Annotated in this window: 17 protein-coding genes and 1 pseudogene; 11 read left to right on the top strand and 7 right to left on the bottom strand. The window is 67.5% G+C overall.

The annotated features are described in order from the left end of the window. The first annotated feature begins 25 nt into the window (after positions 1–25). Together CAE01nite_RS10315 and CAE01nite_RS10310 are read left to right on the top strand one after the other, a co-directional pair. Positions 26–2,098: a DUF723 domain-containing protein gene (locus tag CAE01nite_RS10315; RefSeq protein ID WP_146903668.1), complete on the top strand. Its 2,073-nt coding sequence runs from the start codon at positions 26–28 to the stop codon at positions 2,096–2,098. 1,096 nt (positions 2,099–3,194) lie between these two features. Then, positions 3,195–3,524: a hypothetical protein gene (locus tag CAE01nite_RS10310; protein ID WP_146903665.1), complete on the top strand. Its 330-nt coding sequence runs from the start codon at positions 3,195–3,197 to the stop codon at positions 3,522–3,524. A gap of 724 nt (positions 3,525–4,248) precedes the next feature. Here the strand turns inward: CAE01nite_RS10310 and CAE01nite_RS10305 are convergent. The 4 genes from CAE01nite_RS10305 to CAE01nite_RS10290 all read right to left on the bottom strand — a co-directional run bounded on the left by CAE01nite_RS10305 (position 4,249) and on the right by CAE01nite_RS10290 (position 7,580). After that, a complete protein-coding gene (locus CAE01nite_RS10305; RefSeq protein ID WP_146903663.1) occupies positions 4,249–5,361 on the bottom strand; it encodes a DUF7224 domain-containing protein in 1,113 nt (370 codons plus the stop codon). Positions 5,362–5,432: 71 nt separating this feature from the next. Beyond that, positions 5,433–6,113: an ABC transporter ATP-binding protein gene (locus tag CAE01nite_RS10300; RefSeq protein WP_281285594.1), complete on the bottom strand. Its 681-nt coding sequence runs from the start codon at positions 6,111–6,113 to the stop codon at positions 5,433–5,435. Positions 6,114–6,237: 124 nt separating this feature from the next. Next, positions 6,238–6,669: a hypothetical protein gene (locus tag CAE01nite_RS10295; protein ID WP_146903657.1), complete on the bottom strand. Its 432-nt coding sequence runs from the start codon at positions 6,667–6,669 to the stop codon at positions 6,238–6,240. A 182-nt stretch (positions 6,670–6,851) separates the two neighbouring features. After that, the gene (locus CAE01nite_RS10290) at positions 6,852–7,580 is read right to left on the bottom strand and encodes a transposase (protein WP_186816520.1); all 729 of its coding nucleotides are present in this window, start codon (positions 7,578–7,580) and stop codon (positions 6,852–6,854) included. Between the two features lie 1,344 nt (positions 7,581–8,924). Between CAE01nite_RS10290 and CAE01nite_RS10285 the strand changes: the two genes are divergently transcribed. The 3 genes from CAE01nite_RS10285 (at position 8,925) to CAE01nite_RS10275 (ending at position 12,968) form a co-directional block, all read left to right on the top strand. Beyond that, positions 8,925–11,951 carry an AfsR/SARP family transcriptional regulator gene (locus CAE01nite_RS10285; RefSeq protein ID WP_186816519.1) on the top strand — a complete coding sequence of 1,009 codons (3,027 nt, stop codon included), beginning with the start codon at positions 8,925–8,927 and terminating at the stop codon, positions 11,949–11,951. A 367-nt stretch (positions 11,952–12,318) separates the two neighbouring features. Then, positions 12,319–12,468, top strand: a complete 150-nt coding sequence (locus CAE01nite_RS10280) for an Lsr2 dimerization domain-containing protein (protein WP_146903649.1) — start codon at positions 12,319–12,321, stop codon at positions 12,466–12,468. 293 nt (positions 12,469–12,761) lie between these two features. Continuing rightward, the gene (locus tag CAE01nite_RS10275; RefSeq protein ID WP_146903646.1) at positions 12,762–12,968 is read left to right on the top strand and encodes a hypothetical protein; all 207 of its coding nucleotides are present in this window, start codon (positions 12,762–12,764) and stop codon (positions 12,966–12,968) included. Positions 12,969–13,007: 39 nt separating this feature from the next. On the opposite strand, the gene CAE01nite_RS10270 is transcribed toward CAE01nite_RS10275, so the two are convergent. Next, a complete protein-coding gene (locus tag CAE01nite_RS10270) occupies positions 13,008–13,253 on the bottom strand; it encodes a DUF4913 domain-containing protein (RefSeq protein WP_186816518.1) in 246 nt (81 codons plus the stop codon). A gap of 641 nt (positions 13,254–13,894) precedes the next feature. Here CAE01nite_RS10270 and CAE01nite_RS18950 point away from each other — a divergent pair. The 4 genes and pseudogenes from CAE01nite_RS18950 to CAE01nite_RS10255 form a co-directional block, all read left to right on the top strand. Continuing rightward, a pseudogene (locus tag CAE01nite_RS18950) lies at positions 13,895–14,179 on the top strand (helix-turn-helix domain-containing protein); the annotation flags it as partial. Positions 14,180–14,248: 69 nt separating this feature from the next. Further along, entirely contained in the window at positions 14,249–15,823 is a 1,575-nt protein-coding gene (locus CAE01nite_RS10265) for an ROK family protein (RefSeq protein ID WP_246131131.1), read from the top strand. 62 nt (positions 15,824–15,885) lie between these two features. After that, complete coding sequence (locus CAE01nite_RS18945) at positions 15,886–16,734, top strand: pentapeptide repeat-containing protein (RefSeq protein ID WP_146903637.1); 849 nt, start codon at positions 15,886–15,888, stop codon at positions 16,732–16,734. A gap of 873 nt (positions 16,735–17,607) precedes the next feature. Further along, entirely contained in the window at positions 17,608–17,760 is a 153-nt protein-coding gene (locus CAE01nite_RS10255; protein ID WP_186816515.1) for a hypothetical protein, read from the top strand. Between the two features lie 647 nt (positions 17,761–18,407). Here the strand turns inward: CAE01nite_RS10255 and CAE01nite_RS10250 are convergent. Continuing rightward, a complete protein-coding gene (locus CAE01nite_RS10250; protein WP_146903632.1) occupies positions 18,408–19,994 on the bottom strand; it encodes a helicase HerA-like domain-containing protein in 1,587 nt (528 codons plus the stop codon). A gap of 232 nt (positions 19,995–20,226) precedes the next feature. Beyond that, positions 20,227–22,173, bottom strand: a complete 1,947-nt coding sequence (locus CAE01nite_RS10245; RefSeq protein WP_186816514.1) for a PPC domain-containing protein — start codon at positions 22,171–22,173, stop codon at positions 20,227–20,229. Positions 22,174–22,669: 496 nt separating this feature from the next. Between CAE01nite_RS10245 and CAE01nite_RS10240 the strand changes: the two genes are divergently transcribed. Both CAE01nite_RS10240 and CAE01nite_RS10235 read left to right on the top strand, forming a co-directional pair. Further along, positions 22,670–23,773: a CDP-glycerol glycerophosphotransferase family protein gene (locus CAE01nite_RS10240; protein ID WP_146903627.1), complete on the top strand. Its 1,104-nt coding sequence runs from the start codon at positions 22,670–22,672 to the stop codon at positions 23,771–23,773. Beyond that, positions 23,770–24,516 carry a phosphocholine cytidylyltransferase family protein gene (locus CAE01nite_RS10235; RefSeq protein WP_146903624.1) on the top strand — a complete coding sequence of 249 codons (747 nt, stop codon included), beginning with the start codon at positions 23,770–23,772 and terminating at the stop codon, positions 24,514–24,516. The genes CAE01nite_RS10240 and CAE01nite_RS10235 overlap by 4 nt, the downstream gene beginning before the upstream one ends. Positions 24,517–24,649: the final 133 nt, after the last annotated feature.

The following is a 24,649-nucleotide window of genomic DNA, read 5'->3' as shown; positions in this document are numbered from 1 at the left end:
AGCGCTTACGGGGAGAAAGACAACCATGGCAGATAGGTACACGGCCCTAGAGTTTGTCTCGAAAGCTCGCCTCACGCATGGTGACAGGTACGACTATTCGGAAGTCGATTACGTCAACAGTCAAACCAAAGTTGCAATCACTTGTGCCGAGCACGGAAAGTTCGAGCAGACACCAGCTAAACACCTTCACGGTCAAGGCTGCGCGCAGTGCGGGGGGCGAGTACGGCTGACCGGCGAACGGTTCGTGGAGAGGGCGAGGGAGGTCCACGGCGCACGCTACGACTATGCGCGCGCGGAGTATATAAACACCAAAACAAAAGTGACGATTGTCTGCGCCGAACACGGGGAATTTTCGCAGACCCCGGATAGCCACATGTTGGGAACGGGGTGTCCAAAGTGCGCCGATTGCGAACGTGGTCTTCTTCGGCGCGGCTCGACCGTCGAGTTTATTGAGCAGGCAATCGAGACGCATGGTGAATCCTATGACTACTCGAGGACCGCGTATGTAACGAGTGCCCGCAAGGTACAGATCGGCTGCTTCAGGCACGGGTTCTTCTGGCAGGTGCCGAGCAGTCACCTAAGGGGCACAGGATGCCCAGACTGCGGCGTCGAGAAGCGCACAGCAAATCAGACGAGCTCAACTGAGGAGTTTGTTGCCAAGGCTCATCGGATTCATGGTGCGGCTTACGAATATAGGCACGTACTGTATGTGACCGCGCAGCAAAAGGTCGCTATCGAATGCCCGAGGCACGGAATGTTCCGCCAGACACCAAATCAACACTTGAGCGGCAGCGGCTGTCCGGACTGCGGCCAAGAAGCGATAACACGTGCCCTCGCCGATACGAAGCAGTCGTTCATCGCCAAAGCGGAACGTATTCACGGCCGAGTCTATGACTACTCCGAGGTGAAATACGTTAAGAGCCAAGTCAAGGTGACGATCAGGTGCGTTCAGCACGGCTCGTTTCAGCAGGTGCCAAGTAGTCACTTGTCGGGTGTCGGCTGCCCGAATTGCGGGCGGGAAGCAATCGGGATCGCCAACGCCGACACTACGGTATCTTTCGTCCTCAAGGCCGTCAGTGTGCACGGAGGCACCTTCGACTACTCGCTCGTCGATTATCTCGGGAGTCAGTCGAAGGTTACAATCATTTGCAGGAAGCACGGCCCGTTCGGTCAAACGCCAAACTCGCATCTGAGCGGCAGAGGGTGCCCACAGTGCGGCTTCAACCGGATATCTCTGGCGCGCGCGGGCAGCCTCGACGCCTTCCTCGACCGAGCCTTCGCTGTCCATGCCGGCCGCTTCGACTACTCCAAGGCTACTTGGGTGGGTTCTCACATAAAAACCACAATCGCTTGCCGAGAGCACGGCGAGTTTCAGCAGACTCCTGCTAGCCATCTGAATGGAAGCGGCTGCCCTGCCTGCGCTGTGGAAGTCCGTCGACTGGTCATGTCGGGCACTTCCGTCCAGTTCATTGGGCGTGCCCGTACTATTCATGGAGACTTGTACGATTACTCCGCTACCGAATACCAAAATGCGTATACAAAGGTCGCGATTGGCTGCGCCACTCACGGTCCCTTCGAACAACTTCCTCAGGTCCATCTGGGCGGTAGTGGGTGCCCTAAATGTTCAACATCGAAAGGCGAGGTGGCGATCTATCGGGTCCTTACCGGTCTGGCCATCGATTTCGAACACCAATGGCGTGATCACACTTGCCGCGACTTGAGGCCGTTGGCTTTCGACTTCGCGCTTCTGCGCGCAAGGGTGCTGATCGAATTCGATGGTGAACAGCACCGTATCCCCGTCCGGTGGGGAGGGATCACGCACGACGAGGCGCATGCGATGCTGGCAGGCGTACAGCGGCGTGATGGCATCAAGAACGCGTGGGCTGCGGCCAACGGGTGGCGAATGGTACGACTCACCGATGCTGCTACCGTCGAGGACGAAATTGCTCGGGTCCTTATTGCTCACGGGTATTGGACCTCGTCGACGGCTTGGCAAGCCATCGACGGCGGCGCACGCCATCGCGAAACAATCGATGGAATAGATTCCACCATAGTGCTCGGCGACGTCGGAGTGGATGCGTCCGAGCAAGGCAGCTAATCGCGGCTTACCGCCGGCGGCGCCCCCGGGCTCACGGGGACGTCCCGCACCCCTCGACCGCCGTCAACGACCAGCGACGCCGCCTGCGCCCGGAACTCCTCCGGGTGCCCGCTCACGCGACCCATCCGCCCCTCCCTGCCTGGCTTCTGCCGAGTCTGGAGGTGTCCGGCCCACGGGTGTCACTTCACTAGGCTGTTGTCGACCCGACGCGGTGAGCGCACATGCAGGAGCCCGGGTGCGGGCGGTAGGCGGGAGCAAGCCTCGACTACGGTTTAGGGGGCCGCCACGGCTGTTGACCGTGTCAACGTGACGGCCCTGTCGAGCCTCACCGGAACCGTCATGAAGGGACTAACACCGCTGTTCACGGCTTCGACACGCGTGGGCCGGCACGCCTCCAGCGGCTTCGATTCCCGCTACCAACAGGACCAGACGGTTCCAGACGGGTTCCGAGGGGTCCCGACGGGTTGAGAAGGTTCGATACCCGGGAGCCGCCCTGCTCGCGATCGATTCCTGGGATAGGTGCTCGTCGGCCGGCACGCAGCCGGGTCTCGTTGCCGTGTGCGTTCTCGACGCCGGCCAGATCGGATCCGTCCCCGCGGCCAGCTGCACAGGACACCGGCCGAGGCGCTGACGAAGTCGTGGAGTGCTGTCGAACCGGTGCGTGTTTCGGCACTAGCGAAGGTCGACGACGGGCGCGAGCGCGTTGGAGTCCGCTCGTGGAGTTGAGGCGATCGCGGTACTCGCCCGGTCCCGGCACGATCTGGGACGCCGTGAGATCGTGGGACATGCTGTGGCCGTGACGGAAGGTAGCAATGAGCAAGTTCCCGGTTCAGTTCCCGCACGATGTCCAGGTGGAGGACGCCGACCTCGACACGATTTGCGTGCGGCACGGCGGGGAGAGGTTGACGGAGGGTCGAGCGGAAGAGATCGCCGCTGAGGTCAGGTCCCGCACGACTGGAGGCCCGCCGATGTCGGTGCAAGCGACTGATCGACGGTCAGGCCGGACGGGAGGGCGCGGTGCACCTGCTCCGTCATCGCCTCATCCAGTGGACCTGGACTGGTCAGGGTCTTGGCCAGCGTCCTCGGACGCACCAGGGTGAACGCCGTCGATGACGAAGGACCCGCCGAGCAGCGGCCACTTGGCCTCGACGAAGCAGAGCACTCCGCGGCACGGCACGTCCGAGTGTCCGGCGGCGTCCAGGGCGGCGCAAACCAGGACGACCTGCTTGTGCACGCCGTCGACGAGTTCCGTGTGATTGCTCGTAACTACCAAGCGCTTCTCGACGCGGGGTCGGAAGAGCGCGCCTTGCACGCGGAGCTGGGGCCCGCAACCCTCGTAGTGCTTGGCGTCGATGACGAACGCGCCTGCCGCCGAGACACGATGTGGTCGATGTTGGCCTTCGTCCTCGGGATTCGTCGGTCGTGAAGATCCCGGACGCGGCCTGCGCCAAGTCGTCCATTTCGCATCGGACGTCCGACGTTGTGTTTGACGAACCACAGCTCGACCCCGACGAGCGACCATTTCTAATGCAATTCACCCCGTAACATCGAGCTGGTCAGCAGGCTTCTAAGCTGTTCGCTCGCGGTGAGTAGGACCAGACCGCAAACAAGCACGGCAACCGCAAACATCGAAGTGACGCCTGTTGGAGCGTTTTGAAGCACGCGGATGTACTCCGCGCCTGGATTGCGCGGGCCGTACGTGCTGGTGAAGAGCACGACCGCAGCGCAGGAGACCGACGCCGCTGCGGGCGACCTGAAGGCAAGTACAGTCGCAAAAATGCCGACAAGGAGAAGGCAATTGCGCGCGAACCACAGCGGGTGTACCAGCAAACCTGCAGCCCCTAGCGCCCCAGACACCGCAGATACGAGGCATGTTGCCCCGGCGAGGAAGGACGCGTCCCAAGCATCAACCCGACGATACGCGGATTGCTCCCTCAAATGCGTTCGGGAAGACATCGCAAACGCCAGCAGGGACGACAATGCGACGGGAAGCAGTACGACCACTACCGGCATGGCGGCAGATCCACCACCAAGGACCGCTGGGACCTCCACGAACCGCCCGGACAGAAGCGATGCAACCACCATCAAGATGCAGATCGTCAGTATCGTGGCCCAAACTCGCCGGGCCTCGAAGTAGATGCCAAGCCCTATCATCGGCATCCGGCATCCTTGGCCCTGGCGTCGAACCAAGCTCGTTGCTGGTCCGCAGGAAGGCCCAACAATCCACTTGCTCGGTCGACTGCAGAAGGTTCTATCCGCAATCGCAGGTCGTCGATCGGCACTCCGGCGTGGAGCGAGACAAATGCCGTCAAGGCGGCATCCTCGCGGGCGCAGTCCAACTCGTCGATGATCGACAGGGAGATAGTGAATCGGCGATCGATTTCTGTCGACGCATCAGGAACCGTGATAAAGGCCGCTGCGGCTGGTAGGATCGACGACTCGCTCCAGTGGTTCGGAACTGCTACTCCGAACGGCCCGAGTTGCGATCTGACTTCTTCGACCAACATTAAGGTTGCGCGCAACGCTGAGGTATGTTCCGGCCAAACACATACAGACGTCTCGTCCAGGTGCTCGCACACCGGCTGCTGCGAGCGCTCCGACAGACCCGAGGCATCAGCGTCCCGCGTCATGATCCACGATCCGGTCGCCGCAACGCCTAGAGTGCCGACAAGTCCGACCGCCCAAACGGACCGCGACCGCTGCCGGCTGAGGAGCAGAGCGCTCATCACGATGGTGGTGAGGGAAACGAATGACGACGCGAATATTGTCGAACCGGCGATCTGCTGCTCCATGGTGCAGCAGGTGCCCATCGCCGATGCGGTGTTGGACCCCCGCAGCCACGGGGACAGGGACCCGAGAGGCAACGCAAACCAAGCGAACAACGCCACCATCGCGGTCGGTGCTGCGATCGCCCGGCGCAGCACCATGGCGAGCAAGGCGCCAAGGGCGACGCTGGCCAGGACGGCAAGGGCGGCCCAGCCGAACAGGAAAATCGTTAGCCGGTTGGGACCAACTCCGGTCACCGCCGCAGCGGTGACGAAGTACGCAGCGACCCCCAAGGCCGCGCCCGGGCTCAGTGCCCGCCCTAGCGCTCTCCCGGGCGAACGCAGCCACGCTTGCGCCGCCAGGTGCTTCCGCAGGGCACCGGCCTTCCAAGCCGCCCAGCCGCCCATCACTGGTCCGATCAAGACGAGCGCGAAGAGCCCTTCTGTCGCCCGGCGAGTCGGATTCTCATCGAGGAACGCCGTGTTGGACAAACCCACCCACAGCGTCGAGGCGGCGATTGCCGGAATGAGCAGCAGCGCGCTTGACCATCTGACCGATGTACTAAGTTTCAATGTGACCCGTCACCCACGAAGGCGGCGAACACGGCCTCAGCGTCGGCACCTCCGCGCTCGCCTGCAATTGAAAAGAACTCAGACGTGGTGCCGTCGAAGCGGATTCGGCCCGCTACTAGCATGACGACCCGATCGAAGACCGTGTCGATGTCGTCCAGCTGGTGCGTCGACACCACCAGCGTTCGAGGGCAAGTTTGCAGCAACTGCCGGAAAGCCAATCGCTGTGCCGGGTCCAGGCCCGCCGTAGGTTCATCGAGAAGCAGGACGCTGGAATCGCGAACCAAGACCTCGGCCAATCCCAGTCGACGCAGTTGGCCACCAGAGATCTGATCGGCGCGACGTTGCGCCAGGTCGTTTAGACGGACCTGTTCTAGTGCATGCGGCGCCCGCCGCGATGCTTCTGAGGTGGTGAGTCCCGAAAGCCACCCAGCGTAGGTCACCTGCTCGAGCACAGTGAGACCCGGGACGGGAACAACGTCTTGAGGCATCCATGCAACGACCTTGCGTCGGGCACGACCCGATATGCCACGTCCGCCAACAGTCGCAGCGACAGAGCCTTGCACTGGGTCGAGCACGCCGGCGAGGATCTTCATCAGCGTGCTCTTGCCAGCACCATTAGGACCAAGGAGCACGGTCCGTGAACCGGGCGGCACAGCCCAGGACAGGTCCCTCAACACACCGGGGTTCCGACGGTAACCGTAGTCCACGTCGCGTAGGGCTACCGTATTCCAAGACGCGGACGACTCGTCGACATGGCGTGCGCTCTCCGAGTCGGATCCCGGAGAGCGCACGCCATGATGCTCAGTATTCGACACGCACGTTCCCGTTGAGGTTCGAGCCTCCGATTCGCTCCACGGTGAAGTGGTAGTTCCCGCTGGCAACTCGGCCTCCGCTGACGTAGGCGTCGCAGGTGGAGCCGCGCGCAATTAGCGCGTCAGGTCCGAAACGTTCGCGGAAAATGCCGATCCCGACACCGCCGACGGAGCAGGCTGTGATCCTCGCTCTCGTAGCGGCGCCGTCGACATTCCTGTCCGCCCATGAGCGCGACTCGAAGCCGACCCGAACGCCACTGACGGTGGAGTTGAACGAGCCCTCCGCCAGCGCCGGGGCAGCCACGACGACAGTCGACGTGGCGACCAGCGCTGCGATCAATTGGCCGCGCAGGCCTCGTATGCGAACGCCCATAATCACATCTCCTTCTTTCTGCTGTGTCGGATCGAGCGGTGAACTCATCCTCGCGGCGGCGCCTTAAGGCACGCTTAAGCGCCGCTTAGCCCGGGTGTTCGCGGCTCGGTGGCGTGACGCCGAGACGGCGGTGATGCCGTCGTGTGCGAGGGATTCTCGCCGATGGGTGACAGGCGCCTCGGTGTCGCCTCAGGTCGGCGCCGGTGCAATGGTCCCTGGGCGCGCGCGGGTCATCGGGACGGTCGGCGTGGTGTCAGCCGGGCGCGGTGAGGGCGCGTAGTCGGTGCACGGCGGTGGCCACGTGGCCCAGCGTGCCCGGGCCGCGAGTGCAGCAGGATGCGCCGGCCGGTGCGGGCCGGGGCTGCGGGGACGGTGAACAGCTGCAGCCTTATCCGCTTGGGTTCCGACCGGCGGGCGTGGTGACCGCTCAGGGCGAGGGACTGCATCCGCGCGGTTACGTCGAGTGCAAGGGTGACGATGGGGCACCAGATCTGGTTGGCGGCGAAGGAGTGCAAGGGCAGGTACGTCAGCCCGGTGTCCTTGGCGATCCAGATCCGGTCCTCGCAGCGGGCCCGGTGCCGGTGGCGCAGCTCTGGGTCGGTCAACTGGGTGCTCGGGCCCCCGGCGCGGGTGTTGGTGGCGAACGCGGTGATCCGCATGGCGTCGACGTCGTCAACCGCAAGTGGGCGCCGGGTGCGGTTGCATCTTGCGCACGAGCACCCGCATCCCGGCTGGCCAGGCTGGCAGGTCGAGCTGTTCGGTGAGCTAGGCGACCCACGCCCGTCGTGCACGGTGTCATGGGCGTCGTACGCCTCGGTCCACACCTGCTCGGAGATGCGTCGCAGCAGGTTTGGGCTGATGTCAGGCGGGGTGAACCCCACCGAGTACGACAACCGTTGCGCCGTCAGGCATTCGATGAAGGCGTGGGTGGCGCCGGCGCCGTCGGTGCGGATGAGCACCCTGCGCCCGGGCCGGCCACGGGCCAGTGCCCGGGCAGCCGCCGCACCGCGTCGCGCACCGCAATGATCTGGTCGGCGGCGGTATTCGCCCGGCGTTCCCCGGCCGCAGCAGCACGGCCAACGGCTCACCGGTGTCGGCAGTGCCGTGATGGACGAACGTGATCAGCGGGACCCGTACCCCCGCTTGAACGTCGGGCGCGCGTGCTCCTTGTCCGAGTGCGCGGTCACCAAGGTCGCGTCCACATCGTTGACCGCGAGGTGGAGTCGTTGGCGTGGTCCGGTGGGTGCTCGCCGCCCAGCGTCCACACCCGGCGCTGGGCGGCGGCCCGAGCTGTGTTGATTCCCTTCATCGCGGCGAGTGCCGTCGGCGGACAGCGCGATAATTGTGCGCGACACCGTCGGGTCCGACGCCACCGGCCCGTACCGGGCTCGGCGCGAAGCACCGCCACGTCCGCCAGGCAGTCACCGCCCAGGGCGAGCGTCACCGGCGAGATCGAGGACCACCTTCGCCGGGTCCTGCACGGCACCGGACCGGCCCCACGGGGCCAGCGCCGCCGACAGTTCCCGCCCCAGACCGGGCGCGGCGATGGTATCGGCGAGCAGAAGGGAACCTTCGCCGCGGTGACGCACTCTCCGATAGGCATGCCGGCTGCGGGGGACTTCAGGAACGAGGGACGGTCGGCGGTGGCTGAGAGTCCACCCTGGCCGGGGTGCTCCCGCCGTAATTCGTCGTCCGTGCTCCGCTGTAGACGCCGGCGTCGGCGGCGGGAGCAGGCGCTGGTCCCCGGCGGCGGCCATGGGTGTCGGGCCCGAGTCGCCGAGCACTGCGGCGAGGACCGTGATGGACGGGGCTCGAGAGAGTAGGGCGTAGCACGTCGTGGGTCTCCAGGGCGTTCCGTCGTGCGCGAGCGCACGGTCTAGGCAGGCGGAAGCGGTCTGGCTTCGCCGTCGACCGTTTGGCGATGGGCTGTGCACTGGGGTGACGTGCACCGGGGTGAAGGCCCGGCCAGAGGTGATGGCCGAGGTATGACTGCCGTAGCGCGGGGGGCCGGGCGTAGGTAAGCGACATCGGAGCTGAAGAGGCGCTGAAGCGGGGGTCCGTCGCGAGGTGTGTGCCTGGCGGTCCCGTGACGGGGACCGCGCCGCGGTCGGCCATGTCGTGTCATGAGGACGCGTCGGCCGTCGACCGCTCACCGGCTTGGGCCGAGGTCTTTGCCTCTCCCGAAGCACTGTCATCGTCCCGCTGAGCCCCCGCGAAAGCACAGCGCTGTCCGTGTTGTGGGTGTCACTCGGAGGTGCGAACCTTTCGGGGCACAGGTCGCACCGGTGGCGATGGGGGCAGCCATGGAGCACCGCAAGGCAACATCTGAGCGCGCCGACGACGTGTCCGATGTGCGGGTGCGGCTGCTCGGCGAAATCTGTGTCGAGCGAGACGGCGGCTCCGTGCCCTTGAGCGGGGCGAAAAGGATGGCGGTGCTGGCCTTTCTGGCTCTTCGGGCCCCCCATGTCGTCAGCAGGCCGGCGCTAGTCCGCGCGATCTGGGGCGAAGGCGCACCCGAATCGGCCGACAACGCCATTCAGGTTCACATCTCGAACCTCCGCGGCGCTCTGGGCCGGGCGTCGATACTAACGTCCAGTGACGGGTACCGCCTGAGTCCGCGGGTCGCGATCGACCTCCAGGAATTCGAGACCGCGGCGCGGCGTGGCGTCGCTGAGCTGGACGCCTGCGATGCGGTAGCCGCTTCGGCGACGTTGCGGGCGGCACTGTCGTTGTGGGACGGCCCGGCCCTGCACGGTCTGCGGGGCGCCGTGTACGCCGAGTCCGAAGCGAGTCGGCTGGAGAGCTCACGTCTCGTGGCGCTTGAGCACCGGTTAGAAGCGGACATCCAGCTGGGTAGGCACCACGACGTCGAGCCCGAGCTGGAGGCGCTCGTCGCGGCGAACCCGCTCCGAGAGGAACTGCGCGCGCTGCTGATGGAGTGCCTGTACCTGTGCGGCCGCCAGGCGGAGGCACTGCAGGTCTTCGAGACGGGACGAGTCGTCCTGCGTGAGGAGCTCGGTGTCGACCCGTCGCCGACCCTGAAGGAGGCGCAGCGCCGGGTGCTCAACCAGGTCCCCGGTACCCAGCCGGTCCGGCCGGTTCAGGAGGTGCCCAGCGGGAGCCGTTCGGCAGCGCTTCCGCTCCTCGCCGATCGGACCGTCGGGCGGGAGCGTGATGTCGAGGCCGTGGCGCGCATCCTGGCCGAACCCGAGACGCGACTGCTCTCTCTCCTCGGCCCCGGTGGGGTGGGCAAGACGCGCCTTGCCGTCGAAGTCGCTCGTGCCGTGGCGGGGGACTATCAGGACGGTGTCATCTTCGTTCCCCTGGCGCAGGCGGAGAAGCCCGAGGACGTCGCGCCGATCATCTGTCAGGCGCTCGGGGTCAGCGCCGGCGAGGACCCGCAACAGGCCGCCGAGCTAGCGCTTTCGAGCCGCCGTGCCGTTCTGATCTGCGACAACTTCGAGCACCTGCTTGGGGCTGCCACGTCACTGTCCGGCCTGCTGGCCGAGGCGCCAGGCGTCGTCATCCTCACGACCAGCCGGCAGGCACTGCGCCTGCGAGCCGAGCGGCGGTACACCGTGAGGCCGTTGCCCACGACAACGCCAGACGGCTGGAGTCCGGCGACCGAGCTCTTCGTGCTGCGCGCACGGTCCTCCGATCCCGATTTCGAGCCGACGCCGACGGAGGTGGACGACATCGCCGCCGTCTGCGAACGGTGCGACGGCCTGCCGCTCGCGGTGGAGCTCGCCGCGGCGCACGTGGGGGGCCTCTCGCCAGGAGAGCTGCGGGCGCAGCTGGCGACGTCCAGCCGGGTGCTGTCGGGAGCCGACCGGGACTACCCGGAACGCCAGCAAAGCCTGCGGGCGAGCATCGCCTGGAGCATCAGCGCACTGTCGGCGGTCGACGCGGACTTCCTCCTGCGCACGACGGTGTTCCGGGGTGGCTTCACGCTGGCAGCCGCGGCTGCCGTCGCGCAGCTCGACACCGAAACCGCGCTCAGCAGGGTGGAGTCGCTCCTGGACAACAGCCTGGTGCAGCGCACCCGCATGCCGGACTCGACGACCCGGTTCTCCGTCCTCGAGACGATCAGGGAGTACGCCGCCGACCTGCTCAGCCAGCAGGACACGGAGGCGTTGAGCCGGCGGCACGCCGTCTACTACCGCGATTTCATGGACCCGCCGGAGTACCAGAGCGGACTGCCTCGGCTGGCCATGCACTGGCGGGCGTGGATGGCGGAGCGTCCCAACCTGAGGCAGGCCGTGCGCTGGGCGGCGGGTGCCGGCGAGGACGAGCTGCAGGCCGATCTAGTCGTCGGCATATTCGCGATGTGGCGTGCCAACGGGCCCCGCGGCGAGCTGGAGCAGTGGCTCGAGCGAGCGCTCGAGGGGCCGAGCACGTCGATCGGGCGACAGGCCGACGCGGCCTACTCGCTGGCCATCCTGCGGTCCTTGCGGGACGGGTCCACGGCGGCCGCGCCGATGCTCGAGAGGGCGCGCCGGCTCGCCGAGCACCTCGGGGATGCCCGACGGCTGTTCTTCTGCACGTGCTACTCCGCCATCCTGCTGGCCGGGGCCGGACGGGTCGAGGAGGCGGTCGAGGAGCTCGCGCAGGCGGAGTCGCTGGGCCGCGGTGTGGACGACTCAATGTTCGAGGTCCTGCTGCACGATGCGACGGGCATCGTCCGCGACTGCGCGGGCGACCCCTTCGGCGCCGCGCACGCCTACGAGCAGGCACTGGACATAGCACGGCCCGAAGGCATGCTGTGCACGCTCTCTCTGCTGAAAAACCTCAGCGAGGCATATGTTATGACCGCCCCGCGCAAGGCCCTGGACGCAGCCGAGGAGGGGCTGGCCCTCGCGTCGTCGATGGGGGTGCGCGAAAGTCTGGCCGACCTGACCGGACAACGAGGATTCGCGTCGTTCCTGCTCGGCGAGCACGCGACGGCCGCCACCGACCTGGCCGCGGCCATCAACGACCACCTCGCCCAGGGCGCCGTCTTCAACGCCGTCGAGTTCGTGCCACGGTTTGCGGCGGCGCTGATGCCGAGTGAACCCGCACGCGCCGCGGAGCTCCTCGGCGTCTATCACGCCTGCGTCAGCGGCGAGGAAGGTCGAGCGTCCATCGGCACACTGGTTCCGGTCGAGCACCTCGTTGACCTCGCGGATCGGCTCGGTGACGCGTACGAGCGGCATGCCGACCGCGGTCAGCAACTGGTCGTGCAGCGAGGAAAGCTCGAGGCGCTGCGTCAGTACTGCGCTCAGCACTTGGCACTAACGGACACAGCCGGATCGTCGGGGGCATCCGATCCGCCCTGCGCCTGGCCCGCGTAGGGTCTGCGTGGCAGCTCCGAGGCGCGGCGCGCCGTCGAACTCGTTCATGCGGTCAACCGATGAGGTTTGAATAGCCACACGACTCGACGGCACCGGGTCACACGACGGTAGGTCACCAGGCCGAGGCGACGCGTCGGAGAGGGGCCCAGCGGCTTCGATTCTCGTCGGCGTCGGACAGCCGCGCGTTCGCTCGTCGGACGTGCTTGCTCGTTCTCGCCGTGCTCGTGTTCGCCGCCCAGGTGTCCCTCGCGGCGGACAACGCGCCCCGGTGGCCATCGTCGACGCTCTCCGGCTCGTCGGTGGAGCTGTTGCCGCCGCCCCGGGCGGGCCGCCTCGGCCGTGGTCGTCAGTACGCCATCATCATCGCATGGCCCGACAGACCCGCGTCACGACCGTCGACGACCTCGACGGCTCCGAGGGAGCACGCACGTACGCGCTCTCATGGCAGAGCACCACCTACGAGATCGATCTGAGCGACGCCTACCGCGACGAGCTGCTACGCGCGCTCGAGCCGTAGATCAACTCGACACGCAAGACCTCACGGACCCGAGGCCACGGCGCAGGCCGCCGTTGAGGTCCGTCCGCTCATGAATCTGGAGTTCGCACGGTTCCCGACTGGCTCGGGGTTGTGGTCAACGGCGCGGTCACGGTGGCTGCGGTCGTGGGCTTGCGGCACGCCCGTGAGGACACGCGCCGTGCCGAGGAGCGCGCCGATGCTGCTCAAGCGGAGCTCGCCGCCGATCCCGTTCGACGGGAGCGTGCGACGACCTAAAGGCCGTCAACGCGGTCCTCGAGATGCATGCGTCGCTAGTGACCGAGCACATCGTCGTCACCCTGGCCGATGTCAGGCGGCTGAAAGCGTGCCTGGCAGTTCCGCCACCCGGCAGCCTGCCCAAGACCCGTGAGCTTCACGGCGACGACGGCCGCAGTGCTACGCGGCCGTCCAACGTTGAGTTCACAGAAAGGCTGCGCGGCGCTGCCCAGGCGCTGCGGCGGCAGATCATCGCGGCCGCGTAGCCGGTCCGGACTAGGCCATCGCCGGCGAGACGCGGTGCCTCACAAGGGGGCGCGGACGTCGGGCAACATGCCCGGCGGTGGTGACTCGCATGGCAGGGGCTCGCTCTTGCTGTTGGTGTCCGACGAGCTCGAAAAGGGCACGCTGGTGTCCATGCGGACGGCCATGTGGTGGTCGGCCTCGCGCCACCAGCCGAGCGTGGCGCCGACGCCGTCCAGGCGGGCGGCTTTCCAGGCTCGCCACAGCGCCTCGAACTGGGCGATCGCGCTCCCTCGTCCTCCGACCACCGCGCGGACCGCACCCGGTCTTGCCGTCCATGCGCCCCTTGTAACTGCCCGCGACGCCATCGCGCGGGTCAGTCAGTGGTCACCGCGCGCGCAGCGCTACGAATTGCTGTCGAGTCCCCGTTGCGCATGCGTCCCCGTGGTAGCCGTCTCACTCCAACTCGCACTGCCGTGCGTGCTGTCCCAGCCTGAGCAGCGACACGGCCGCCACCGGCCTCGAGGCGGCTTCGGCTGCCTGGCCGACACGAACTCAACTGCGCCGCGCAGCACCGCAGGCACACGCGACGTCGACGCGCAGACGGGCATGGGGTGCGCAGGCCGCTGGCTACTCGGTCGACATGAGCACGGCGACACGCTGGCTGCCCTCTCGGGCCCGCTCGCACCGACCCTCGCTGGCCTCGGTCACGAGTGCGACGTCGATCGGCTCGCCCCAGCGCTCGTCCTCAACGGGGCGTTCCTGCTCGATGAGGCACCGCTACCGATCGCCTGACCGGTCTAGCCTCGGATCTCGGGAGGTCCGCATCACCCGATCCCGTGTATCGTCCCCACTGTTACTGCATCAGTCTGAGCGATACGCTGCCTGACGGGCAGTGGTCCGATCGAGCACAGAGACGTGGCGCGCGGCCGTCACGGAGAGGAGTGTCATGCCTGGTGCCAGTCCGGCAGCGCGCGGAGGCCACGACGGAGTGGAAGCTGAGCGGCCCGAGGCCGACTGGTTGGAGACCCAACTAGTCGGAGATCCAATTGCACAGGCAGCCTTCGTTGATGGTCGCCGTCGCATAGAAGCCGTCCGGCAGTTGGTGGCGATCCGAGATCAGCTCGGAATGCGCCAGTCTGACGTGGCGGCGACTTTGGGCACGGCGCAGTCCATGATCTCTGAACTTGAATCTGGGCAGACCGACCCCCGTCTGTCAGTCCTTCAGCACTATGCTAGGGCATGCCGTCACGTTTTCTTGGTCACTCTTGAGGGAGCTTACGTCCCGGCCCCCGCGACGGCAGTGGGTGACGACCAATTCCTGGACAGCGAACTCGATGCCGACTCGGCAGCTGCCTCCACATTCGAGGACGCGCAGAGCCGTCACGGCCTCGTGCGGGCACTCGTCGCAGCTCGGAGCATTCATAAGCCCCGCCTCAAGCAGACGGACGTGGCGCGGGCTCTCGGCGCATCACAAGCCGCAATATCGGCGCTCGAGAACGGTCGATCCGATCCACGCCTGTCTGTTCTGCAGCGGTATGCGCGTGCGTGCGGCTTGGAACTACGAATTACCATCGAACCGGCGGCTCAAGAGACCACCGTCGCTGAGCTCATCGTGCCGATTTCGTCGACACCCATGAGGCGCGACGCCGGCGTGGTGCGCGCAGCAAGGCTAGCCGCATCGGCGAGTATCCAGCAGGTACTTCGTGATTTCATCAACGAACGCGGGCGGCCGGGCGTCGCCCGCGGGAATGTGGCAGATGAATCCGGCGAGCGGGAACCGACGCGCGATCGTACGCTTAAGGGCCTAACATCTCTCGGATGGATCACCAGCAAGCAAAACGAGCCGTCGGGTCACCTCGAACTGAATGAGGACGCTGCCTCGTTCTTCGGACTGAGCATTCGGGCGGGCGAGGTGCGCGGTGTTGTTACGGGACTTCGTCCGACTTCAGGTCCCGTCCACGTCGACGCAGAGGCCGTCCATGATTTGCATCCGACCGCAGTCATGCAGGCGTGCACGAGACTTGTCAGTCGACTCCGGGCTGAGCACGGGGTCGAGCCCATGGGCATCGGTGTCGAACTCTCGGGACCGGTGAATGCGACTGACGGAGCGGTCATATATGCGCCCGATCTCGCCATAGAGGCCGACTCGTTGTGGTCACACTTCCCGCTCGAAGACGAGCTGCAGAAGCGTTTCGACGCCAGAACGGTAGTCGCTAACGATGCGAAGGCGTTAGCAACACTGGAGTTGCTACGCGATGGAGCACCGGATGGTCTTCTAGTTGTCAACATGAGTGAAAGCGAGAAGGGGATTGGAGCTGGCCTCGTATTCAACGGCGCGCTCATTCGGGGCGCAGACGGACAGAGCGGTGAGATTGGACATGTCATTGTTGACCCGGATGGCATACCGTGCGAGCGCTGCGGTGGGGGCCGGAGGGGCTGCCTAGAGACTGTCGCGAGCGCACACGCGGTGGCTGCAAGTCTCGGTGCGACGTCGATCACGGACGTGTCTGGATTGAATGTAGGCCCGACTAGACTGCAATCGGCGTTTTCGCACGCGGGGAGCGTGCTCGGACGAGTGCTCGCAGATGCCGTGACCCTACTGAATCCGCGCGAACTCGTTATATACGGCCAGCGTGATTTGGTCGACGTCACGGAGTCGCAGTCGGCTCGAATCTTCTTAAGTAGCGTCAATGATGAATTGCAAGCGCGCGGATTCAGCAAGACCAATGGTCCTCGCTGTGTCGTGACGCAGCGGTGGACCGGTCCATTGGCGGCCGCGGCGGTCACGGTCAACGATTTTATTTCACGCCCACTGGAGTACTCTCCAGAGATGGGAACACGGCGTCCGCGCTCTGATGCCTCTGCTATGCACTAGCACTCGCTATACTACTTTGCGCCCGACTTGGCCGGTCTTTACCGCCAACAAATTGGAGTCCGATGCCTGGCCCCCCTATCAAAGCGCGACACTGGGCGCGTTACGGCATTTGGTCAGCATCGGCGATAGCGGCAGTTGCCCTGCTAGTGCTAGTCATCTGGCTGCTCCCAAAGTGGCTCACCAGCGACGCCTCGGGTGGGAACCTGAAAGAACTGGACCGGCTCGCATCGGTCAATGCCGCAAGATCAAGCTTAGTCTTCCTGGTAGCCGGTACGGCGGCGCTAGCGACGGTGATCGTCGCGGTGCGGTCTCATGCCTTGGATCGGTCAGCTCACGTTACTGATCGGTATTCGAAGGCGATAGAGCAATTAGGCAGTGACAAGCGAGAAGTGCGTGTTGGAGCGGTCTTCGCCCTTGAGAGAATCGCCCGCGACTCGCCGCTGGATCAACCAGCTATCACCGAAGTCCTTACTGCCTTCGTACGAGAGAGCCGGCCATTGGTGGCGGCCGGCGCCCCGGCATCGGCGACGGCGCGACCGGCTGCAGATGTTCAGGCAGCCTTAACGATAATCGGCAGGCGTCGCGCTGATGTCCGCGAACGTGCCCTCGATCTGCGAGCGTGTGACCTTCGAGAGAGTGACCTCCCAGGCGCAAACCTACGAGGGGCACTATTGTCCGGCTCGCAGTTCACTGGCGCCGGCCTTGAGGACGCGCGACTTGAGGGAGCTTGGCTAGAGGACGTCGATTTCACGGGTGCGAAGCTCCAGGCGGCGAGTCTTACGCGCGCATTGCTCACTGGAGCGACATTCGACGGAGCAGAGGTGTACAAAATGAGGGTGAGCGCCTCGGCGGTATCCGAGGAGCAGCGCCGGCAGATGGGGGCGGGCTGGGGCGATGTCGTCGAGGTGTAGGGGCTAATCTTCAGATAAGACGGCTAAGAATGACGTAGGGTGTCAGTGACCGTTGTTCTCCAGTCGCCTCATTGCGAGCGTGAATGCAGGACGCGGGACCTTATCCCACTCCCTGTTGACTAGGTGGAGTGCAATGTAGTTACCGTCGTGTTGTTCCGCGTACAAGAGTGTCCATTGCTCGTGCGTGGCGACAGGGAGCAACCGAATCCGCGGATGAACCTGTGGAATAGTGGGGCCCTCGCCTAACGACACGCTGTAAGTGCTAGCCTTGAGCTCGCCGACGAGCACCGAACCCCCCGGGGAGCGTTTGGCGTTCGTGAGTTCGTCTCGCGCCCGAGGATGCCATGTCCAACTCATTCGCGGACCGCCCCCGCTCCATCACGACTGCAAGCCAACCGCTGTGACCGACCGTGCCCACGCTAGGTCATGACGCCCGCCACTGCCGTCGGAATCGATGTTGCTGCAGCTTGAAGGGTTCTGTGGGACGCGGTCGCGGGCGGGCGATCCGAGGCCGTCGACCCGTCCGGGCAGCGCAGCCAATCCGGTGTCGGCGACGAGGGCACGGCCGAGCGCAGGCGAGTGGCCGTCAAGGGACCGCGGCGCATCGCATGGACGGCCGCCTCCGTGGTGGCCGATGACGGTCGCCGGGCTCGATGACGGTCGCCGAGGCGCTGCTGGCAACTACGTCGGATCGTTATGAACGCCGGGCGGTCAAGGTTGAGGACGGATGACGCTGTCCTCCTGGTGTGCACGGATCGCCCTACAGGCAACCATGTTCCCGATTGGCGCCGGCGCGAGTACACCGACGCGCGCTGGCTGCAACTGCGGATGGCCTCCGCCGCCGGCTCAGCAGCCCACCACGTCCGCGCCGCGATGCGGTCCTCACGCGCGGCGCTCGTCCAGCACGTCGCTGGCTCCGCGGCGTCCGTCGCTCACTTCGGGCTGCAGAGCCTGACCAAGCGGCAGCCGACCGGGAACATGCTCGAGCGGATAGGCGAGCTCATCGAGCGCGGCGCCCCGTCCTAGAGGTGAAGAGCAATGCCTCGCTATGGCTGATCGACGCGGACCTTGTTGACGTCGTCAACGGTGTGTCCTCACGCACGTTCGAGCCCGATTCCTCACGGCGGCAACGGCAGGTCGCGGAAGCCGCGTGCCGCCGTAGCGTGCGATCGGAGCAAGCCGACCATCCCAGCCCGTCACACCTCGTTGACGGCGTCAACCGATCACCATCAGTTCGCCACACTGTCCGGCTCTCCATGGCTACGAAACTGCAGGTCACCGGGTTGAGCCGACGAGTCCCGAAGGCCTCCAGCGGCTTCGATTCCCGCCACCTCGACGCACCTGACCTGCCGACACGCAGCCATGTCAAGCGATGGGTACCGGCCGCCCGGCTCTCCGCGTCAAGATGAGCCGCTCCTTCAGGGGCGTCTTCGCGCTCGCTGCGCTGGTGCCGGCTCTGGCCTGCATCCTCCCCCCGCCCGGACCGCCTCCAGTCAGCCCCTTCACCGGTCCGAAGGACCGGCAATCCAGTCCATCACCGCGGCGGGCTCGTCGGCAGGTGTGCGGCTGACCGTCGCGGTCGCCCTGCGCGGCGGGGGACTGCGGGCGCTCCTGGCGGACGGCGAGCCGCCGATCTCCGCCAGGGGCACCGTGACGGAAGCGCAAATGATCCTTCAGCGACGGCGCCGGCGGGCCGTCCCGAAGAGGCTTCGCGTGATCTCCCGGCCGAGGACCGAGCCGGCCGAGCGCAGCGCCGACTTGAACGCCGACGACGTCACGACATTTTCCAGCACCGAAGGTTCCTTGCGCGGCGCTGGTGCGGGCGCGGAACGGTCCTTTCGCGGCGCTGCGGCTCGGTCGGAGGACTTCGGTTCCCGCCGACGCGTGGGCTCGGCGGCGGCGGGCGCCTCGGCCAGGCGGGCGACGAGCTTCTCGTACGCCGACTCACGGTCCAGAGCCTGGGCGTACTTCGGTCGCAGGGCGCTGGCTTCCACCACGGCGGAGACCACACCGGCGGCGGACGGGGCCATCAGCGACTGCGGCGCCCGGAGCCGCGTCCAGGCGACCGGGGTCGGCGCGCCCCGCTCGGACAGGACGGTGACGACCGCCTCACCTGTGCCGAGGGTGGTGAGCAGCTCCTCCAGGTCATAGGTCGACCTGGGAAAGGTCGAGACTGTGGCCTTGAGTGCCTTGGCGTCGTCGGGGGTGTAGGCGCGCAGAGCGTGCTGCACCCGGTTGCCCAGCTGGGCGAGGACGTCCCCGGGGACGTCCTTCGGCGTCTGCGTGACGAAGAAGACGCCGACACCCTTGCTGCGGATCAGCCGCACGGTCTGCGAGATGGAGTCGAGGAAGTCCTCGCTGGCGTCGTCGAACAGCAGGTGCGCCTCGTCGAAGAAGAACACCAGCTTGGGCTTGTCGACGTCACCGACCTCGGGCAGGTCGTGGAACAGGTCGGCGAGCATCCACATGAGGAACGTCGAGAAGAGTGCGGGCTTGTCCTGCACGTCGGAGAGCTCGAGGCAGGTCACGAAACCCCTGCCGTCGGACGTGGTGCGCAGCAGCTCGGCGGTGTCGAACTCCGGCTCGCCGAAGAACACGTCGGCGCCCTCGGCCGCGAAGGCGATCAGCTCCCGGAGGATGACTCCCGCCGTCGCGGCCGAGAGCCCGCCGAGCTCCTTGAGCTCGGCCTTGCCCTCGTCGGAGGTGAGGTGCGTGATCACCGCCCGCAGGTCCTTGAGGTCCAGCAGCGCCAGGCCGTTCTGGTCGGCGTAGTGGAACACCAGCGCGAGGCTGGACTCCTGGACGTCGTTCAGGCCCAGGACCTTCGCCAGCAGCGTGGGACCGAAGCTGGTGATGGTCGCCCGGACGGGTACGCCGGCGCCGAGGCCGCCGAGGGACAGGAACTCGGTCGGGCACGACGTCGGTTCCCACTGCTGTCCGACCTCGGCCGCGCGCGCGGTCACCTTGTCGTCGGGCACTCCGGTCGAGGCCACCCCGGAGAGGTCGCCCTTGATGTCGGCGAGGAACACGGGGACGCCCTGCGCGGACAGCTGCTCGGCCATCAGCTGGAGCGTCTTGGTCTTGCCGGTGCCCGTGGCGCCGGCGACGAGGCCGTGCCGGTTGAGCGACGACAGCGGGATCCGTACCGGGACGTCGGCGTGGGCCGTGCCGTCCGCCACGGCGGCGCCGAGATCCAGCGCGGCGCCGTCGACGTCGTAACCGCCCCGGATCGCCTCGAGCTGGTCGGCGTGGTCGGGCATGGGAGCCTCCGGTGCGGTCCGTGCCGTGATCGACGGCGAGGTCAGGGCAGGGCGAGAGTAGCGGCGAGGACGTCGGTGATCAGGTCGGACGTGACCGGCACGCGTCGCCACCCATCACGTCGCCCCGGAGGTCCTCGCCTCTGTCACCGACGTCCGTGGGCACGACCCCAGGGGGCGCTCGCCGGTGCCGGCTCGCCACCCGCGCCCGGCGCCACCGCGGCATCGCCCGCGCTCAGGGCGTGAGCGCCCAGCGGGTCCGCACCCAGGTGTTCTCCCACCCCGTGAAGCCCTCGATGGGGTTGAGCTGGTCGACGCCGAAGTCCACGTCCGGGTCGTCCGCCGTCCCGCCCACGCCGTCGGGACCGACGCCGAACAGCTGGGCGAAGTTCCCGCCCGCGTCCATGAGGTTCGCGGTCTCGTTGAACTGGTCGACGTGCCAGTTCCCGAGCATGTGACCCGCCTCGTGCGCCACCACGTTGCCCAGCGCGGTGCCCACGAACCTGAGTCTGTCGCTGCCGGGCCGCAGGAAGGCGTTGAGCGAGAACTCCTCGTCCGCCGAGGCGGAGAGGAGGTCGAGGAGCACGAGCCCGGTCTCGGCCATCTCGAAGTTGCCAGGATCGATGGACTGGGCGATGCCGATGGTCGGGACGCCGGACTCGGCGATCGTGCCGCCGACCACCACCCTGGTGACGTGGGGCCGGCCGAACGGGTCGGCGTGGTCGCGGCTGTTGAGGATCCTCACCCGGACACCGGTCCGGGCGAAGTCGCGCCGGAGGTTCTCCGTCGTCGTGGCGACGATGCGGTCGATCAGCGCGCCCTCCTGCCACGCGGGGATGCCCCAGGCGGTGACGAAGGCCGAGAGGGGCGACAGCTGCCGGACCCCGGGCCCGCCCCAGACGCCGGTGTTGACGCGCTCGCCGTCGAAGTCGAGGAAGATCGTCTGCCGGGCGTTCCGCAGGTCGGGACCGGGCCGGTACACCTCGAGGGTGAGGGAGTAGTCGCCGGCCATCCCCTCGGTGGCGACGTAGTGGAGGCCGTCCACGTCCGCGACGTGGTCGACCACGGCGTTGCCACCTCCCGTGAGCGGTGACGCCTGCGGGTAGATGAAGGTCACGTCCTGCGACGACCCGAACACCTCGCGCACGCCGGCGTCGCCGTCCTGGGCGTAGACGGCCAGCCGCGTCCCGGACCCGGCGACCGATCCGCTCAGGACGTCGCCGTGCCGCAGGCGGACCGCGTAGACGTCGACGTCGGTGACGGGGTCCAGCCCGAACGTGACCGCGTAGTCGCCCTCGGTGCCGACGCCGACCCCGCTGCCGGAGTCGAACGGGTCCTCGGGCAGGCCCATGAGGTCCGAGACGGACACGAAGTAGTCCCCGGCGGCGGGCACCGTCCACGACAGGTAGCTGTCCGTCTCGCCTGGGCGCCCGTCGTCATTGCCCGCGAGCGGGACACCCTCGGCGTCCCAGACGACGACCAGCGAGTCCAGGCCGCCTTCGTCGGTGTCGATGTCGACGACGAGCCGCTGCCCTGCGGCCGCGGCGCGCACGGCGTAGAAGTCGGCATCACCGGTGCCGTCGCCGGCCGAACCGTGCGGACCGTCACCGATGGTGCCCGTCGTCCGCGTCGACGTACCGGACCGCAGCCCCGTCTCGGCGGCCAGCGGGATCGAGCCGTTGTCCTCCGGCGCGGGTGGCAACGGCACGGGCTCGGGTCCGGGCGCGAGCGTGCCGCGGACGTCGGCGGCGGAGGCCTCTCCTCGGCGCGACCCGAAACCGGGGACGACCTGCGAGGTCGCCGGTGTGTCGTTCACGCCCCGCACCCCGTCCGGCTCCTCCTCCTCCACGACCAGCGGGGGGACGTCGGGTCGCGGCCCGTCGCCGCGCTGCTCGACCTCGGCCGCGCGCGCCGCCGACCTCGCCGCGGACGACGCCTTCCACGAGTACAGGTCGATGCTCGAGGGGTCCGGCACCAGGCTGAGAAACGGGTTCGGCTCGATCAGCTCGGGGGATCGGCCCAGGTCGGCCGAACCCTTCGGCACGAGCTGGATCCCGAGGCGCCATGCCAGGTCGTCCCGGTCCTCGGTGGGCGCCGCCGCGGCCGGGGCCGGGAGCGCCAGCAGGCTCCCCACCAGTACCGCGGCCGTCGCACCGCTCCAGCGCATACGCATCCGCCACATGTGAGCCCCCTGTGCCCTGCCGAGTGCCTCGGCGTGGACGGCCTGCGGTGGTCGCGCCCGTCCTCGGCTCGAGCGTCCTCGCGCACGGGCACGGGCGTCAAGGAGTCCGGTCGGCGCCGTCGCAGCGACGACCGCCTGGCGGCACGGTTCCCTCGGGAGGTGGCTCCACGCTGTGAAGGCCACGCCTCCGGCGGGCGAGGAACGGTAGAGGTCGCACCCGTCCCGCTGAGCCCCCGACCAGCAGGCTGGTCGCTGCCCGGCACGCCAGTCCGCCGGCATCCAGGAGACGGACACCCGACGGCCGGGCCTCGGCCTCCGCCTGGAACGTACGGGCGACCCGTCACCGTCTCGGGTCGCCTTCTTCACCGGACGTGGAGTGACGTGGCAGCCGGTACGGGTGGAGAGATCGCTCGCGTCGTCGTCGGGGGCGCGCGGGAGGCACACTTCAGCATGGGGGTCGCCACGATGCGGCCGGTTCATCGACAGGAAGAAGAGCGTGAAGATCGTCTACTACAGCTACGGCGGGCGTTACCGCGACAACCCGCGTGCCCTGCACCAGCGCGCGGTGTCGCGCGCGACGATCGACGCCGAGCACCTCTGGCTGGCCGACCCCCGGTACGCCGGCGACTTCCCGGCCGGCACCGCGACCGTCCCGGTCCGCACCCCCCAGGCCGTGGCCGCTCTTGAGTCGGCCGACCTCGTCGTCGCCGACAACCACCTGCCGGCGTGGGGGAAGCGTCCGGGCACGACGTACCTGCAGACCTGGCACGGGACGCCCCTCAAACGGATCCACCGCGACGCGCTCTCCCTCTTCAGCAGCGAGGACCTGCTGTCCCGCCTCGACGACGACGTCACCCGCTGGGACGTCCTGCTCGGACCGAGCGAGGCGGCCGCCGTCCCGCTGCGTGCCGCGTTCGGGTTCGCCGGCTCCGTCCCGGTGACCGGGTACCCCCGCAACGATGCGCTGCTCGCCCCCGACGCCGCGGAGCGTCGCGCCCGGGTGCGCGCCGCGCTGGGGATCGAGGACGGGCGCGTCGCGGTCCTGTACGCGCCGACCTGGCGCGACGACGAGCGCGTGGACGCGGGCTTGGGCTTCCGCCTCCCCCTGGACCCGGACCGTTTCGCGCAGCGCCTGGGGGAGGGACAGGTGCTGCTGCTGCGACTGCACCACCTGGTACCCGACGCGCAGCGGGGTCGGGACGTCCGAGGCGTCGTGGACGTGTCCGACCACGCCGACATCAACGACCTGTACCTCGCTGCCGACGTGCTGGTGACCGACTACTCCTCGGCGATGTTCGACTTCGCCCTGACGGGGAAGCCGATCCTGGTGTTCGCGCACGACCTCGAGCACTACCGCGACGTGCTGCGGGGCTTCTACTTCGACCTGCACGAGATCGCGCCGGGCCCGGTGCTGACGACCCCCGACGAGGTCCTCGACGCCCTCGCTGACCTCGACGGGGTCCGGGCGGAGTTCGGCGACCGCTACGGGGCGTTCCGGGACCGCTTCTGCCACGCCGAGGACGGTCGGGCTGCCGACCGGGTCCTCGACCTCGTCCTGCCCACCGCCGTCGTCACGCCCGCATCGGCGGCGCGCGCATGAGCCACTCCCTCGACCTGCAGGCCGTCGTCCTGGCCGCGGGGCTGGGCACCCGGCTGGGCCGGCCGCTGCCGAAGTCGCAGACCCAGCTCCGCGACGGGCGCACGATCATGCGCCAGCAGATGGACAACCTGCGGTCCGCTCTCGGGGCCGAGGTGCGGATCACGGTCGTCGTCGGTTTCCAGGCCACCGCGATCATGCAGGCGCACCCGGAGGTGCGCTTCGCGTACAACGAGCTGTTCGACGCCACGAACACGTCGAAGAGCCTGCTCCGTGCGCTGGAGACCTCCCACCCCGGCGGCGTGCTGTGGATGAACGGCGACGTCGTTTTCGACCCGCGCGTCCTGCGACACGTGCAGCCGTGGCTCGAGCGCGACGAGACCTTCGTGTGCGTGAACACCGAGGCCGTCGGCGACGAGGAGGTGAAGTACACCGTCGACGACGCCGGCTACGTCCAGGAGCTGTCCAAGACCGTCCGGGGCGGCCTCGGCGAGGCGGTGGGCATCAACTACGTGTCCGCGGCCGCGAAGGCCGTCCTCATCGAGGAGCTGCGTGTCTGCGCCGACACCGACTACTTCGAGCGGGGCCTGGAGACGGCGATCGCTCGCCGCGGCATGCGTGTCCTTCCGGTGGACGTGTCGATGTTCGACGTCGTCGAGGTCGATTTCGAGGACGATCTGCTGCGCGCGGACCGCATCGCCGCCGGCAACCTGCGGCTGGAGCCGGACAGCAGCCTCGTCTCGTGACGCTGACCCTGATCCGGTCGTCCGGCCGTGAGGGGGCGCTCCAGCCGCGCCTTCCGTGAGCAGTCGGCCCGCCGGCGAAGGAGATGGCGCTGGGCGCTGTCGCACGGCGCGGCGCGGTGGACGGAAATGCGCC

It is taken from the genome of Cellulomonas aerilata (genome assembly GCF_007991755.1).
Lineage (GTDB): Bacteria > Actinomycetota > Actinomycetes > Actinomycetales > Cellulomonadaceae > Pengzhenrongella > Pengzhenrongella aerilata.
Note: the sequence above shows the minus strand (reverse complement) of the source record. Positions and strands in the feature narration are given on the sequence as shown.

Coding starts and splice junctions, on each gene's coding strand:
- CAE01nite_RS10235 (WP_146903624.1), top strand. CDS start 23,770: ATGAGCCACTCCCTCGACCTGCAGGCCGTCGTCCTGGCCGCGGGGCTG.
- CAE01nite_RS10280 (WP_146903649.1), top strand. CDS start 12,319: ATGGCCCGACAGACCCGCGTCACGACCGTCGACGACCTCGACGGCTCC.
- CAE01nite_RS18945 (WP_146903637.1), top strand. CDS start 15,886: ATGCCTGGCCCCCCTATCAAAGCGCGACACTGGGCGCGTTACGGCATT.
- CAE01nite_RS10295 (WP_146903657.1), bottom strand. CDS start 6,669: ATGAGTTCACCGCTCGATCCGACACAGCAGAAAGAAGGAGATGTGATT.
- CAE01nite_RS10255 (WP_186816515.1), top strand. CDS start 17,608: ATGCGGTCCTCACGCGCGGCGCTCGTCCAGCACGTCGCTGGCTCCGCG.
- CAE01nite_RS10285 (WP_186816519.1), top strand. CDS start 8,925: ATGGAGCACCGCAAGGCAACATCTGAGCGCGCCGACGACGTGTCCGAT.
- CAE01nite_RS10245 (WP_186816514.1), bottom strand. CDS start 22,173: ATGTGGCGGATGCGTATGCGCTGGAGCGGTGCGACGGCCGCGGTACTG.
- CAE01nite_RS10250 (WP_146903632.1), bottom strand. CDS start 19,994: ATGCCCGACCACGCCGACCAGCTCGAGGCGATCCGGGGCGGTTACGAC.
- CAE01nite_RS10315 (WP_146903668.1), top strand. CDS start 26: ATGGCAGATAGGTACACGGCCCTAGAGTTTGTCTCGAAAGCTCGCCTC.